This is a genomic window from Haloarcula sebkhae, from assembly GCF_014647415.1.
In the GTDB taxonomy this organism is placed as follows: Archaea; Halobacteriota; Halobacteria; order Halobacteriales; family Haloarculaceae; genus Haloarcula; species Haloarcula sebkhae.
In genome coordinates this window covers 342802-356946 of the sequence record NZ_BMPD01000001.1, presented here as the reverse complement: position 1 = coordinate 356946, position 14145 = coordinate 342802, and the positions used below count along the sequence as shown (strand labels likewise).

The window sequence follows — 14145 nt, the reverse complement described above, 5'->3', positions numbered from 1 at the left end:
TGACTCCCTGTTGTACCTGAACTAATGTTGCCCACGCTCACGTATCTCCAGTTCCACGCCCTGTTCGTGGTGCCGGTCGTGGCCGGATTGGCACTGACAGCCACCTATCGCCTCGGGAGCCGACGGGACGTACTCACAGGGACAGCAATACTCGCAGGACTGGCCCTCGTCTACACGACGCCGTGGGACGGCGCGCTCATCCGACGCGGCGTCTGGTGGTACGGCGACGGCACCGTGCTGGCACGGTTCTGGTCGATTCCCCTCGGCGAGTACCTCTTTTTTATCCTGCAGACCGCGATGATCGGGCTGTGGGTAGCCCGGTTTCGGGTGGACACGGAGCGTCCGCTGACCACGCCAGTACGAACGCGACTCGTCGGGCTCGCCGCTGCGCTCGCCGTCGTTCTGTCCGGCCTCGCACTCCTACGCTCTGACTCTGGGCTGTATCTCGGGTCCCTGCTGGTCTGGAGCGGGCCGATTCTCGCTATTCAGTGGCTGTTCGGGTGGCATTTCCTCGTCGGCGAGTGGCGGGCTGTGAGCGTTGCGACACTGGTTCCAACGGCCTATCTCTGTGGTATCGACAGCGTTGCCATCCGACTCGGCGTCTGGACCCTCTCGAAACAGTACACGACCGGGTACACGGTTCCCCTGCTCGACCTGCCGATTGAAGAGGCGGTCTTCTTCCTGCTGACGACGCTGTTCGTCGTGCAGGGGGTCGTACTCTACGTCTGGCTTATGGACAGATGGGAGTGAGTCACCGCACTATCGTCGAGCCGTCGGTTCGCTACCGGGTCGCCCTGGCTCCCGGCTGGATCGCCAGCCTTGCCGTCGTCGCTCCGTTCCTCGCCGGGGTCTCGATACCGCCCGCGCTCCAGTATGCTCCGCTGGTTGTCAGTGCCGTTCTGCTCGGCCTTCCCCACGGCGCGGTCGACCACCTCGCGGTCGCACGCACTCGTGGCGAGCACCCGGACTGGCGCGCTATCGTCCGTGTGTTCGCGCTCTACGGCGTCGTTGGCGGGGCTTATGCCGTCACCTGGTTCCTCGCACCCGCCGCGGCCTTCGTCCTGTTCATCGCGGTGACGTGGTTCCACTGGGGGCAGGGCGACCTGTACGCGTTGCGTGCGCTGGCCGACGCTGACCACCTCCAGTCACTTCCCCAGCGAATCGGAACCGTCCTCGTCCGGGGCGGCCTGCCGATGCTGGTCCCGTTGCTCGCGTTCCCGGAGTGGTATCGCCGCGTCGCGACGGATCTCGTCTCGCTGTTTGCGCCCGACGCCGCGGCCGCTATCGGCTGGGCGTTCCAGACCGACGTTCGGACTGCGCTTGCCATCGCATACGGCGTGCTCGTCGTGGCGACGCTGACCGTCGGATTCGTCCGTGCCGACGCTCGCCGGCCGTGGCTGCTTGACGCCGGTGAGACGCTGGGCTTGCTCGCGTACTTCGCCCTCGTTCCGCCGGTGCTCGCCATCGGGGTGTACTTCTGTCTGTGGCACTCGCTGCGCCACGTCGCCCGCCTCCTTCTGGTCGACGACGACGCCACTGCCGCGCTCGCAAACCGCGACCCAGCGGCGGCACTGGCTCGATTCGCCCGCGACGCCGCCCCGCTGACCGCCGCCTCGCTTGCCCTGCTCGGCGGGCTATACTTCCTCGTTCCGAATCCACCGGGGTCCGTGCCGGAGTGGGTCGCGCTGTATCTGGTGTTCATCGCTGTCGTCACGCTGCCCCACGTTGTCGTTGTCAGTATCATGGACCGCGAACAGGGCGTCTGGGTGTAGCCTCCCAACGACTTCGTCGAAGTCACGCGAAAAGCATGAGTACCGTTCCGGAAACCGCGAGCACAGCGCCGAACGCAGTGACCATCGCGACCCGTCGTCCCACGCCCGACGTCGCGTCGGTCACGAGGCTGTAGACGCTCACACCTGCCATCAGGACACCGCCAGCCGCCATGGCAACGCCACCGACATCGCTGCCGCCGCCGGTCCGCACCGTGACGAACCCGTTGATTCCCAGCGAGAGGCCGATGAGCAGCATCGAGAAGTGGTGGAGGCGTGCCGCATCCATACTGGCGGGTGACACCACTGTGACAAGAGCGTTCTGCTCCGGGAGACGACCTCGAACGGGCGGCGCTGTCCCGGTTCTCGACCCGTGACGTGGCCAGTCCTGCTGGACCCACAGCTCTTCGGAATGAACGCTAAGACGCAAAAATACTGGATAGAACCGCTACGTCGGCGTTACTTGCCCTTGCCGCGGTTGCTGCGTAGCGACGGGCGGGTCTTCTCGCTGCCCTTGCCCTTGCCGCTGAGGCCGCGGTTGCGGCGGCCGGCACCGGTCAGACCGCGGAAGACGCGGTCGGCCTGATCGTCGGCACAGATCCACGACAGGTCATCGTCGTTCTGGATGGCCGGGTGGTTCGGGTCGATGAGGATGATCTCGTGCCACTTCTGTCGGCCGTCCTGACCGACGGAGTAGCTGTTGAGCACGCGCAGGTTCGGGAAGGTGCGGGAGGCGCGTTCCTCGGCGACACGCTGGATGTCCTTCCGGCGGGTGATGCGCGTGACACCCTGGCGCTTGGAGCGGCGACCGGCCTTGTGGCGGCGCTTGCGTGCGCTGCCCTTGCGGACGGAGACGCGGGCGACAATAACGCCCTGTTTCGCCTTGTAGCCCTGCGATCGGGCCTTGTCGAGGCGGGTCGGGCGCTCGATGCGCTCGACGGCCCCTTCGTTGCGCCATTCCTGCTGGCGCTGCCACTGTAGTTCTGCGAGCTGTCCGTCACCTGGGTTCTTCCAGGCATCTCGAATGTACGAATATGCGCTTCGTGCCATATGTATTCACCACGGGCGTTGCGTGGTTCAAGTCGCGTTTCGCGACTCACATCCCGACCTGCACACGCAGGTGCCCGCTGGTGCCCGTCGCCCAGCGAGTTACTCCGGAGTTTGCCGTTCGGACTCTTAAGCGGTTCGGACCAGACTCGTGGATGCGACCCGGTCACGAAGGCCCAGTGATCGCTGAAACCGTCAGATATCTGTATTTTAGCAACACAAACCGTTAACTTGCTCGCGGCCAGAGAGTCACGTATTACCATGACAGACCTTGGTGGCTTCCAGGACCACGTGGCACGGATCGACCTCGGAGACGGGGACGTAGCCTACGAAGGTATCGACGAGGAAGACGCGAAAAAGTATATCGGTGCACGCGGACTCGGCGTGAAGTACGTCTTCGACCAGGGACCTGACGTGGACCCGCTGGGGCCGGAGAACCTGCTGGCGTTCATGAACGGGCCGCTGACGGGCACACAGGTGACGATGAGCGGTCGTATCGCCATCTGTACCAAGTCGCCGCTGACGGGAACGGTCACTGATTCCCACCACGGCGGCTGGTCGGGCGCGCGGCTGAAGTGGTCGGGCTTCGACGGACTGTTGTTCGAAGGCCAGGCCGACGAGCCGGTGTACGCGCTCGTCGAAGACGGCGAGGTGGAACTGCGCGATGCATCCCATCTCTGGGGCCAGGGCGTCCACGACACCATCGACGACCTCGAAGAAGAGATCGAGGGCGGTTCGCTGGGCAAGAACCTCTCCGTGATGGCCATCGGCCAGGGCGGTGAGAACGAGGTCAAATACGCCTGTATCGTCAACGAGGACGACCGCGCGTCGGGCCGCGGCGGCACCGGTTGCGTGATGGGCAACAAGAACCTCAAAGCCGTCGTCGTCAAGTCCAGCACGCGGATGCCCAAACCGAAGGACCAGGAGACGTTCCAGGAGGGCCACAAGCAGGCGATGCAGGTCATCCAGGAGTCCGACGTGACCGCGCCCAACGAGGGCGGGCTCTCGATGTACGGGACCAACGTCCTGATGAACCTTACCGAGGAGATGGACGGCCTTCCGACCAAGAACGCGAGGTACTCCTCGACGCGGTCGTACTCGGACGCCGAGGGCGACGGCGAGCGCATCATCGACTCGGAGAACGTCTCGGGCGAGAACGTCCGGGAGAACATCCTGGTCGACGAGCCGACCTGTCACTCCTGTCCGGTCGCCTGCAAGAAGGAAGTCGAGGTGCAGGCGATGCACAAGGGCGAGGAGATGAACGTCCGCACCGAATCCTACGAGTACGAGTCCGCGTGGGCGCTCGGACCGAACTCCGGCCACGTCGAACGCGACAAGATCGCCGTGATGCTCGAACGGTGTAACGACGTCGGCGTCGACACCATCGACGTTGGCAACACCATGGCGATGGCGATGGAGATGACCGAGGAAGGCAAACTCGACGAACTCGGCGACGGTCTGGACTGGGGCGACGCCGAGACGATGATCGACATGATCGAGATGATCGCCCACCGTGAGACCGAACTCGCGGACCACCTCGCCGAAGGGCCGGACCACCTCGCCGAGGAGTTCGACGCCCACACCAACTCCCTCGCGGTCAAGGGCCAGACCATGGCCGCCTACGACCCGCGCTGTATGAAGGGGATGGCAATCGGCTATGCGACCTCGAACCGCGGGGCATGTCACCTGCGCGGCTACACGCCAGCAGCAGAAATTCTCGGTATCCCGGAGAAGGTCGATCCGCGAGAGTGGGAGGGTAAAGGCGAGCTGTGTGCCACCTTCCAGGACCTGCACGCTATCAGCGACTCCTTCGACATCTGCAAGTTCAACGCCTTCGCAGAGGGCATCGAGGAGTACGTCCTGCAGTACAACGGCATGACCGGGCTGGACGTGAGCGAGGAGGAACTGATGGAGGCTGGCGAACGAATCTACAACCTCGAACGGTACTACAACAACCTCGCCGGCTTCGACGGCTCCGACGACGACCTGCCAAACCGGTTCGTCGAAGGCGACGAGCACGCGATGCCGGCCCAGGGCGGTTCCGAGGGCGAGCTCGCGGAGCTCTCGAAGATGAAAGACGAGTACTACGAGGTGCGTGACTGGGAGAACGGCGTCGTTCCCGACGAGAAACTCGACGATCTGGGAATCGACATCGGCCCCGGAACCGGCGTCAGCTCCGGCGGCGCAGCGGCACCGAGCGACGACTGAGATAGCCCCGGCCGCCGAACACATTTCACTTCTCTAATGCGCAAGGAAGATATCGACGACTTCGAATTCCAGGTAGAGTCCCGACTGACCAGCCACGGCGTTTACGTCACCGACTTCGCTGACGAGGGCGATACGTACCGGCTCACCTACGAATCGATTTCGGCCGACGAGGCGGCCGTTATTCCTCACCGGGAGATCGGCCGTGTCATCAACGTCTTCCGGGACCTCCACGCTGACGACTGGTCGGGGGTCGACATCGAGGCGACGGTGACGGACCTCGAAGACACCGAACTCGGCGAGTGGTCGGTCGACAGCGAGTGGATCGACGACCTCGAAAACGGCGACCTCTCGGAGACGGCGTTCTCCCAGCGTGTGCTGGAGACGATTACGGTGCGAAGCTGACTGCCAGTACGTCCTTACGGGTCGGAGCTGACTGCCAGCACGTCCCTGATTTCCAGCGTCGTCTCGAACTCCTCACTTCTGTCGAGCCGCCGCCCGTCGCGCTCGAACTGGGCGGCGTGGGCCCGCCGCACCGCGTCCTGTTCGCGATCGCTCAGTCCGAGTTCTGTGCCGATACTGTCCCAGTGGCCCGCCTCGGCGCAGACGTAATCGGCCTCTCTGGGACCGCTAATGCGTTCGTACTCCCTGTCGTAGGTCTCCCGGTTCGCTTGGAGATACGTCTGGGTCCGTTCGAGTAGCTCCGGGAGCTGGTCGAGTGGAATGCTCGCACGCGTGCCGGCCAGCAGGACGATCTGTCCCTCGATTGGGTACGATGAATCAGCCATCGCGTCCCGGTCAGCCGCCCGCTCGCATCGCTTTCTGTGCGAACTTCTCGATGAGCGGCTCCAGCGTCTCGGGGTCGCCGTCGAACTCGATCGTCACCTCGTTGAGTTGCAGGCTCGGGCCGATGGCGACTTTCTCCTCTGACAGTGTCGCTGCCCAGCCGTCGCCTTCGACGGTCGCTTCGCCGCGTTGCTCGCCGCCGAGGTTCTCCAGATACCCGATAGCGGCTCGAACTGAGATGCCGCGAAAACTCCGTTCACGCTCCATCGTGTGGTCGTTACGGGTGTGGTCGTCTAAACCTATCGGCGGCACTGCGCCGTTCTGCCACACCCGCGCTCTCCCGAACGGATGCCACCGCTTCCGGACGGCTACGGCTTATCCCGGCCGGATACCGTCGTCGACGATGCGGGCGTTGCGCTCGCGGTTGATGCGCTCGTCTAAGTCCTCGTGGTCGTAAATCTGAGCGATGACGGCGGCGTGGAGGTCGCGCCAGGCCATCGCGTAGATGGGTGACTGGCCCCAGGCCCGGAGTTCGACGACGTACTCGTCGTAGGCCTCCCATCGGTTCTCGAACTGCTCGATGTGGTCGACGACGGCGCTGGCCGGCTCCGCAGAGTCGAGCGCGGCGTTGAGTTCCCGTTCCCAGCCGCCGACAGCCTGTTCCATGTCGCGTTTCGTATCCTCGCTGTCCGGCGGCAGCGACTCGACAATCCCGGACGGAATCCCTAGTTCGATATTGTTCATATCGCCACACAGAGTTCGGCGCAAATAAACCCCAGCGATGGGCGAACATGTTCGTGTTTATTGATTTGTAAGAGCGGGGTGTAGCACACATATGAGTAGTGAGACACTGGAACGGCAGGCGTCGGACCGAGACCTGACCACTGTCGAGGTCAGGTGTACCGGCCACGTTCGTCGGGTCGTCGGCGAACCGTCGCTGTCATACACGTTCGAAGGGAACACGCTACGTGACTTTCTCGATGCGTTCTTCCGGGAATACGACGTGAGCGATATGCTCATCGCGGAAACCGAAGCCGACGCCACCACCGAGGGCTGGGCCCCGGAGATGGCGGACCTGCCGGGCGACTGGGCGAAAAACCCCGAAGGCGAGCAGACCAGATGCTACGCGCGAGTGGCGGTCAACGGCGAGTTCAACGAACACCTCGATGGACTGGACACGGAACTGGAAGCCGGCGACCGCGTTGGGCTGATGTTTCCGTTCATCTTCTGTTGCTGATTCGGCAATCGACTCTGGAAGGACGCTATCCCCCGGCGACTGGCGGGAACACGCTGAGCTCGTCTCCGTCTTCTAGCGCGGTTTCTAGCCCGTCGAGATGCGTGATATCCGTCCCGTTCCGGAGAATCGTCAGGTACTCCCGCAGGTCGCCATCCTCGAACAGGTCCATCTCGGTGAACTCCTCGGAGAGCTGTCGGAGCACATCACCCGCCTGCAGGTCGCTTTCGTACTCGCGGTGAACCGTTTTTTGCCCGACGGCTTCCCGGAAGTTGGCGAAAAACCGCAGCTCGATTTGCATACCGCTGGGTTGGCGGTCGAGTGGCTTAAATCACAGCGCTCGGACCGCCTGTCTCGAACGAGCAACGGGTTCATTCGTTGTATTCAATCTATCATGCACCTCGAATTCCTATTCGATGGGAACGACTTCGACCCGTTTTAGCGTCCTAGTCCATGACTCCGCACATGGAACGTGTGGTCGCAAGCGATGACCCGATGATAGATGTCGACCGACTGCGGGCGGAACTCGACGCTGATGTCGTTGTCGCGGAGACAGACGACGAGGACGCGCTCCGGGATGCCGCCGCCAGTGCAGCGGGACTCGTCGTGGACGTGAACACCCCGGTCACTGCCGCGGTACTCGACGCACTGGACGAGCTCAAGATCGTTGCGCGAGCGGGCGTCGGTATCGACAACATCGACGTGTCCGCGGCGGCAGACAACGGCGTGACTGTCACGAACGTCCCCGAGTACTGTACCGACGAGGTCGCTACCCACACGGTGACGCTACTGCTCGACTGTATTCGGACGCTCACGGCCTACGACCGCGACGTTCGCGACGGTGGCTGGGGCTGGGAGCGGACCCGCCCGGTACATCGCGTCCGCGACCAGACGCTGGGTCTCGTCTCCTTCGGCCCCATCGCACGGCGAGTGCGCGACCAGCTGCGGGGCTTTGATCTGGACGTGATCGCGTACGATCCCTACGTCGACGCCGAGGAGATGGGCGAAGCCGATGTCGAGAAAGTCACGCTTGAGACGCTATACGAGCGGGCTGACTACGTCTCCCTCCACGCGCCGCTGACCGAGGAGACGGAAGCGATGATAGACGCCGACGCGCTCGCGGCGATGCGTGAGCAGGCAATTCTCGTCAACACCGGCCGCGGCGGCCTCGTCGACGAAGCGGCGCTCCGGACGGCACTGGACGACGGAACGATTGGGGCCGCCGGTCTCGACGTGCTGATCGAGGAACCGCCGACGGCTGACCACACGCTGGTCGGCCTCGACAACTGTATTGTCACGCCCCACGCGGCGTGGTACTCGGAAGAAGCCCGCGACGACCTGAACGCCGCCGTCGCCGCGAACGTCAGGGCCGTGCTGGCCGGCGAGACGCCGCCGAACCGGATCGATCCAGAGACGGACTGGCTGTAAATATACGGCCGGGTTTGCCCGCTAACACCGTCGAAACGGCTGCCGGCGAGTGGCGTTATCTCGACTCAACATCTGAGGAATTCACGACGCTGGTCGCCGAGTGCGCTCTGGCCACTCCCCGCCGTCTTGATATCCCGAACGAGATTCGAGAGGTACGCGCGAAGCCCGGGGTCACAAGTCCCGAATCGTCTGGCCTGGCGGTAATCACACCAGAGCGCGACCGGCAACAGCGGGGCCGCGAACAGTCCGGACAGCGTGACGCCTAACTGGAACGGGTGACCGGTCGGGACGGCGAGCCATGCGGCGGCCACGACCGCCCAGAACACCACCCCGTAGACGACGGTGTGTCGCCAGTTGTGCGTCGGTAGTTCATATCCGCGAATACGTGACGGCGAGTCGTCCGGTGTGTCGCCAGTGACCGCTCCGCCGGACGAGTCGCCAGTAGATGGAGAGACAGGACACGACATACTCCTTTGAAAACGTGCTTCGATAATGACGGCTTGTTTGGCATACGCCGAACGAGACAGTGCGTATAAGCCACTCGACACGCAATGGGGTGTACATGCGAGAGTTCATCTTCACTATCGACTACGAGCGGAACGTCGACCCCGTCATGGACGTGTTCATCGACTATCCGGAGACACACTCCCGGACTATTGCGTGCAACGTCACACGAGACGGGATGTGGCGGCTCGAACGCGTCGCCGGTCCGGAAACTGCCCTCGAACAACTAGACGACGTGTACGATGACCCAGTCCAGTGTACTGAGTGCATCGGGACCCGCAACTGCAAGACCGACTGGACGTACGAGGTCATCGGCTCGGACCCTGGCGCTCGGACGGTGTACAGCTACCGGTCGGAAGCCGGCGACTGCCACTCGATTCCGCGGCTGGCCATCGACCACGTCGGCCGCGGCGTCCTCGTCGAGACCGAACGCCGCGGGAGCCGGTGTGAGTGGCGACTGCTCCTGTGCAGCGACGCCGGCGTCGACGGGCTGTTCGAGGAGATGGAATCCGAGCTTCGTGAGGGACTCACCGTCGAATTCCGGCAGCTTAGCTCGCCTTCGTACTGGGTCGACGAGGCCGTGACGCTGGCGGAACTCCCGCCCGAGCAACAGGCCGCTGTCGAGGCCGCCGTCGAACACGGCTACTACCGGACGCCTCGGGACACCTCGCTCACCGAACTCGCAGAGACACTTGACGTGTCGCGGTCGACGCTCCAGTACCGCCTCCAGCGGGCTGAAGCATGGATCGTCCGGTCGTTCGTCACGCGGTCGATGGGGCCGGTTCAGGCCGACGAGGACGTCGCCGAGGGCGGACGCCTCCGTATCGGCCGCTCAGGCGTGTAACCGGCGGTATTGTCTCTGGCACCATCACCTGACCGGCTTGCACTACCTGCATACTGCCGCGTCGCAGTTCAGAACGGGGTAACAGCAGCGGGGAGGCATGCGTCGTGGTATGCCAGACATGACATATCGTCACTACTTCTCCGAAGTTCGGCATGTGCCAAACGAGTCGTCATGGGGGATGCACCCCTACAATTGGGTACGACCGCGGGCGTTCCCACGCGCTCGCAGAGGCACACTATGACGACACGCAGCATCTATTCCCCCGACGAACGCGATGAAAGTGCGGACGAACAGGCCGAGTCCGAGGCGAGTACCGGCCACGCCTGCCCGGACTGTGGCGGGAGCCTCGTCACCGACGACAGTCGCGGCGAGACGGTCTGTGAATCCTGCGGCCTCGTCGTCGACGAGGACGAGATCGACCACGGGCCGGAGTGGCGCGCCTTCGACAGCCAGGAGCGCGACAACAAGCGCCGCGTCGGCGCGCCGACGACCGAGATGAAACACGACAAGGGCCTCTCGACGAACATCGGGTGGCAGAACAAGGACGCCTACGGAAACTCCCTGTCGACGCGCCAGCGCGAGAAGATGCAGCGCCTGCGCACCTGGGACGAACGGTTCCGAACCCGCGACCACGCCGAGCGCAACCTCAAGCAGGCGCTTGGCGAGATCGACCGGATGGGAAGCGCCCTCGGCGTCCCCGAGAGCGCCCGCGAGACGGCCAGCGTCATCTACCGCCGTGCCCTCGACGAGGGGATGCTGCCCGGCCGCTCCATTGAAGGAATGGCGACCGCCGCGCTGTACGCCGCCATCAGGCAGGCGAACCTCCCACAGACGCTCGACGACATGGCCGTCGTCAGCCGTGTCGACGAGATGGAGTTCACCCGCGCGTACCGCTATCTCAACCGCGAACTCTCCCTGCAGGTCGGCCCGCCGGACCCCGCGACATACCTCAGCAAGTTCATCTCTGAACTCGGCGCCGACGACGCCCTCGAACGCCAGGCCCGCGCCCTCATCGAAGCGGGGAAGGAAGCGAACGTCCACAGCGGCAAGAGCCCTGTCGGCCTCGCCGCCGCGGCCATCTACGCCGCCGGCCTGCTGCTCGGCGAGGAGATGACGCAGGAAACCGTCAGCGAAGCCACGGACATCAGCACCGTGACGATTCGCGAGCGCTACCGCGAACTGCTGGAAGCCGAGGCGGAACTCGACGACAGCGCCGTCGACGCGACGAGCGGCGCCGAATCCGGCGCGAGCGCCTAACCGCGGCGCGCTGCGTTTCCGCTTAGCTCCGCTGTCCCTCGAATCCCTCAAGCCACCCACGCACGGCGCTCTGTATCGCACCGGTGGTACTTCCGACGTGTAGTATCTGATACCCCGACTCTGCCTTCTCGTTCACGTCCTCCATCCCGAAGCCGAGGCCGCCGACGGTGATATCCGCCTCGACCGCCGCCGATCGGACTATCTCTACGGCGTCCTGTACCTCCGGGTGATCGATTTCGCCGGGGTGACCCAGCGACACCGAGAGGTCGAACGGCCCGATGAACACGAAGCCCAGTTCGGGCACGTCCAGAATCGCGTCGATGTTCTCGACCGCCTCCTTCGTCTCGATCGTGGTTCCGATCAGCGTCTCCTCGTCCGCGGCCTCGATGTAGTTCTCACCCAGGCCCCAGCGGCGCGCCCGGGGCGCGGCCAGCCCCCGGTCGCCCGGCTCGCCGTCGTATCGGAACCGCCCCGACTTGACGGCCGCCCGGACTTCCTCGGCGGTTTCGACCCGCGGGAGGAAGACGTTCTTGACCCCCAGGTCCAGCGCCTTCCGCACCAGCGTTGGCGACGTATCCGGCAACCGAACCAGTAGCTCCGTTCCCGTGCCGTCGGCCGCCCGCAGGAGGTCCTCGACGGTCGCCGCGTCCCACGGATCAGGCCCGCCGTGCTCGAAATCGAGCCAGATGAAATCAACGCCGAGGTCGCCGTAGAACTCGACCAGCGTCGGACTGTAGGTGTTATCGAGGACGCCCAGCGCGACACCGCCGCTGTCGACTGTCTTGCGGAGTCCGTTCGTCGGCAGTGGTTCTGCCATATCAGGTCAGTGCTGTGCGATACCAATAAACATAGTGCGGAAACAGTTACCCGGTACTGCTCCGCTGACTGTCACACGCCTACTGTCCCGGTAGCGGGCAGAGGCTCGCAGTCAAAACAGCTACCTCGTCGGTGTGGTTGTGCGCGCCGTGGGCCTGCCCGCGCTCGTTCAGGACGACGCCCGGCGCGGCGATAGTTTCCTCGGTGTCGTCCTGCTGGACCGTCACTTCGCCCTGGACCACGTGGAACACGTTTGTCGCGCCGTCGTGCTCGTGGGGGTCGATTGTCGCATCCGGCCCCAGCGCGAACGCCTTCACCAGCACGTCGTCGGTCACTGCCAGTTCTCCGTCGATAACTTCGCCTGCTGCCGGTTCGGCATCGAACGTTGCTAATCTGTCGAGTGACATACCGGCACGTGGGCCGGGGCGTCCTTAGCCGTTCGGCTGTTGGGAACCTCTGTATCTATTTGTCTGGGTACGTGTGCTATTCGGACTCGCCTCGAGAAACACCCACACGACTCACATATCTGCCAGCCGGAACGCGAGACTGTACATTGTCCCGGTTCGCTCGGAGCCGATAGCTGCGACCAAATCGTCAGCCATCGCAGTCAGTGGCTCTCCGAGCGAATCCGGAAGCGCGGCGGCGTACGCCCGCACCACTTCTGCGTGGGCATCCAGATGTGCCTCGGTCCAGGGAACCGGGTCCAATAGTGCCTTCCGTCGCTCGACAGTCCAGTGGTGGTCGGCGAAGACGGCGGCCAGCACGGCAGGCGGGTAGAACGTTAGCGCTGGCCGGCCGTCAACCACTCGTGCGGCGGCGTTCTCCAGCGCGAACAGTCGGTTGACAGCTGCATCCGCGGGCGGCACCGCGTAGTCGTCGACGACGAGGCGGCTGTCGGGCTTTGCGATCCGCGTCAGCTCGGCCGCGATGGCGTCAAGTTCAGTCGGTGGCAAGACGTTACACAGTCCGTGGGCGGTGACGAGATCGACGCTGTCGGTCGCAAGCGGCGTCGCCCGGAGGTCGGCCTCGATCACGGCCACCCGGTCGGCGTTCTTGTCGTCGACGCGGTCCCGGACCGTCGCGGCGTGGTCAGCGTCGTTCGTCACCGCATACACCCGCTTCGCGCCCGCAGCCAGCAGTCCGGCCGTCGTGTTCCCGACACCGGCTCCGGCCTCAAGACAGACCCGCCCCTCGACTTGCTGGTCGGCGAGTGCCGTTGTCACCGTCTCTGGAACGTCCACGGCCACGTTCAGTGGTGCAGTTGCTCAGGCACCGGGCTATCGTCGTGGCGCGCTTCCTCGATGACCGTACGCTGACGGGCCTCATCCATTCCTTCGGAGCGACTGGCGGCGTCGAGCACCATCGCCACGAGCTTCGGGTCGCCGGGGCTGACGACGGTGTCGAGGCCCTGAGCGGCGGCGAAGTCGAACCGTTCGCGGATGGCCTCCGGCGTGTCGACCGGCTCGTACCAGTTCGCGTACGGGCGGTCGGCCTCCGGGAGTTCGTCGGTCGACGGCCACGACCCCTTCGCGAACGCCTTGATCCCCAGCGTGCCGATACCCTCCGCGTCACAGCGTTCCAGTACGGCCTCGTAGTCGTACTCGTCGCCGTCCTTGCCGGCGACGACGGGGTTCAGCGGGAACATCACCGTCTCTAGGTCGTCGATGCGGTCGATGGCGTCCAGAATCAGTTTGGGGTTGCCGTGGCTCGTCAGCCCGATGTGGTCGATTTTCCCCGCCGCCTTCGCCTCGCGTATCGCGTCCAGTGCGCCGCCGTCGGCGGTGATCGTGTCCAGTTCGTCCTCGTACTCCAGGCCGTGGATCTGGTAGAGGTCGATAGTGTCGATACCGAGGCGGTCCAGCGACCGGTCGATTTTCCGCGCAGCCCCTTCGTACTCGCGTTCCTGGGTCTTACAGCCCAGGAAGATGTCGTCGCGGTATTGCCGGAGCTTCGGCCCCAGCTTTAGCTCCGCGTCGCCGTAGGTCGGCGCCACATCGAAGTGATTGACCCCGTGGTCCAACACGAGTTCGATCAACTGGTTCGCGCCCTCCTGTTCGAGCCAGTTGAGTGCGATCGAGCCGAACGTTAGCACCGTGCTTTCCTGTCCAGTGTCGCCCAGCGCTCGGGTCTCCATACCGGCTCCACGCCACGAAGACCAATAACCGTTGGTCGCTGCCGTCTCAGTCAGTCTGTGTGCCGGGCTGCAAGGGGGTGTGCCGGCCGGGGTTTATTACTTCCTCAGTCCGAACGGGATG

19 protein-coding genes are annotated in these 14145 nt (G+C 64.4%); 8 read left to right on the top strand and 11 right to left on the bottom strand.

Going from position 1 to position 14145, the window contains the following annotated elements:
• The first annotated feature begins 24 nt into the window (after positions 1–24).
• Both IEY38_RS01805 and IEY38_RS01800 read left to right on the top strand, forming a co-directional pair.
• Positions 25–750 carry a lycopene cyclase domain-containing protein gene (locus tag IEY38_RS01805; RefSeq protein ID WP_188974855.1) on the top strand — a complete coding sequence of 242 codons (726 nt, stop codon included), beginning with the start codon at positions 25–27 and terminating at the stop codon, positions 748–750.
• Positions 747–1772, top strand: coding sequence for a Brp/Blh family beta-carotene 15,15'-dioxygenase (locus IEY38_RS01800; RefSeq protein WP_188974854.1), 1026 nt, complete (start codon positions 747–749; stop codon positions 1770–1772). Before IEY38_RS01805 ends, IEY38_RS01800 begins: the two co-directional genes overlap by 4 nt.
• 22 nt (positions 1773–1794) lie before the next feature.
• Here the strand turns inward: IEY38_RS01800 and IEY38_RS01795 are convergent, their stop codons facing one another.
• Both IEY38_RS01795 and IEY38_RS01790 read right to left on the bottom strand, forming a co-directional pair.
• A complete protein-coding gene (locus IEY38_RS01795) occupies positions 1795–2058 on the bottom strand; it encodes a hypothetical protein (protein ID WP_188974852.1) in 264 nt (87 codons plus the stop codon).
• A gap of 170 nt (positions 2059–2228) precedes the next feature.
• Positions 2229–2819, bottom strand: a complete 591-nt coding sequence (locus IEY38_RS01790) for a 50S ribosomal protein L15e (protein WP_005537511.1) — start codon at positions 2817–2819, stop codon at positions 2229–2231.
• A 258-nt stretch (positions 2820–3077) separates the two neighbouring features.
• On the opposite strand from IEY38_RS01790, the gene IEY38_RS01785 reads away from it, so the two are divergent.
• Positions 3078–5024, top strand: coding sequence for an aldehyde ferredoxin oxidoreductase family protein (locus tag IEY38_RS01785; RefSeq protein WP_188974850.1), 1947 nt, complete (start codon positions 3078–3080; stop codon positions 5022–5024).
• A 36-nt stretch (positions 5025–5060) separates the two neighbouring features.
• Positions 5061–5426 (top strand): hypothetical protein, encoded by a 366-nt coding sequence (locus IEY38_RS01780; protein WP_188974848.1) that lies wholly within the window; start codon positions 5061–5063, stop codon positions 5424–5426.
• Positions 5427–5440: 14 nt separating this feature from the next.
• Here IEY38_RS01780 and IEY38_RS01775 read toward each other — a convergent pair whose 3' ends face one another.
• The 3 genes from IEY38_RS01775 to IEY38_RS01765 form a co-directional block, all read right to left on the bottom strand.
• A complete protein-coding gene (locus tag IEY38_RS01775; protein ID WP_188974846.1) occupies positions 5441–5809 on the bottom strand; it encodes a hypothetical protein in 369 nt (122 codons plus the stop codon).
• Positions 5810–5819: 10 nt separating this feature from the next.
• Positions 5820–6074: a hypothetical protein gene (locus IEY38_RS01770; RefSeq protein ID WP_170097053.1), complete on the bottom strand. Its 255-nt coding sequence runs from the start codon at positions 6072–6074 to the stop codon at positions 5820–5822.
• Between the two features lie 108 nt (positions 6075–6182).
• Positions 6183–6551, bottom strand: coding sequence for a hypothetical protein (locus tag IEY38_RS01765; protein WP_170097054.1), 369 nt, complete (start codon positions 6549–6551; stop codon positions 6183–6185).
• A 91-nt stretch (positions 6552–6642) separates the two neighbouring features.
• Between IEY38_RS01765 and IEY38_RS01760 the strand changes: the two genes are divergently transcribed.
• Positions 6643–7044, top strand: coding sequence for a MoaD/ThiS family protein (locus IEY38_RS01760; protein WP_188974844.1), 402 nt, complete (start codon positions 6643–6645; stop codon positions 7042–7044).
• A gap of 25 nt (positions 7045–7069) precedes the next feature.
• Here IEY38_RS01760 and IEY38_RS01755 read toward each other — a convergent pair whose 3' ends face one another.
• Positions 7070–7342: a ubiquitin-like small modifier protein 1 gene (locus IEY38_RS01755; RefSeq protein ID WP_004591081.1), complete on the bottom strand. Its 273-nt coding sequence runs from the start codon at positions 7340–7342 to the stop codon at positions 7070–7072.
• Positions 7343–7506: 164 nt separating this feature from the next.
• Between IEY38_RS01755 and IEY38_RS01750 the strand changes: the two genes are divergently transcribed.
• Complete coding sequence (locus IEY38_RS01750) at positions 7507–8469, top strand: C-terminal binding protein (protein ID WP_188974842.1); 963 nt, start codon at positions 7507–7509, stop codon at positions 8467–8469.
• A 65-nt stretch (positions 8470–8534) separates the two neighbouring features.
• Here IEY38_RS01750 and IEY38_RS01745 read toward each other — a convergent pair whose 3' ends face one another.
• Positions 8535–8936, bottom strand: a complete 402-nt coding sequence (locus IEY38_RS01745) for a hypothetical protein (RefSeq protein WP_170097059.1) — start codon at positions 8934–8936, stop codon at positions 8535–8537.
• Positions 8937–9031: 95 nt separating this feature from the next.
• On the opposite strand from IEY38_RS01745, the gene IEY38_RS01740 reads away from it, so the two are divergent.
• A complete protein-coding gene (locus IEY38_RS01740; protein WP_188974840.1) occupies positions 9032–9817 on the top strand; it encodes a helix-turn-helix domain-containing protein in 786 nt (261 codons plus the stop codon).
• 237 nt (positions 9818–10054) lie between these two features.
• Positions 10055–11074: a transcription initiation factor IIB gene (locus tag IEY38_RS01735; protein ID WP_188974838.1), complete on the top strand. Its 1020-nt coding sequence runs from the start codon at positions 10055–10057 to the stop codon at positions 11072–11074.
• Between the two features lie 22 nt (positions 11075–11096).
• Here the strand turns inward: IEY38_RS01735 and IEY38_RS01730 are convergent, their stop codons facing one another.
• From IEY38_RS01730 to IEY38_RS01715, 4 genes are all read right to left on the bottom strand, one after another.
• Positions 11097–11891 carry an HpcH/HpaI aldolase family protein gene (locus tag IEY38_RS01730; protein ID WP_188974836.1) on the bottom strand — a complete coding sequence of 265 codons (795 nt, stop codon included), beginning with the start codon at positions 11889–11891 and terminating at the stop codon, positions 11097–11099.
• Between the two features lie 79 nt (positions 11892–11970).
• Entirely contained in the window at positions 11971–12297 is a 327-nt protein-coding gene (locus tag IEY38_RS01725; protein WP_188974834.1) for a cupin domain-containing protein, read from the bottom strand.
• A gap of 111 nt (positions 12298–12408) precedes the next feature.
• Positions 12409–13131, bottom strand: coding sequence for a class I SAM-dependent methyltransferase (locus IEY38_RS01720; protein WP_188974832.1), 723 nt, complete (start codon positions 13129–13131; stop codon positions 12409–12411).
• Positions 13132–13139: 8 nt separating this feature from the next.
• The gene (locus IEY38_RS01715) at positions 13140–14024 is read right to left on the bottom strand and encodes an aldo/keto reductase (RefSeq protein WP_188974830.1); all 885 of its coding nucleotides are present in this window, start codon (positions 14022–14024) and stop codon (positions 13140–13142) included.
• Positions 14025–14145 lie beyond the last annotated feature (121 nt).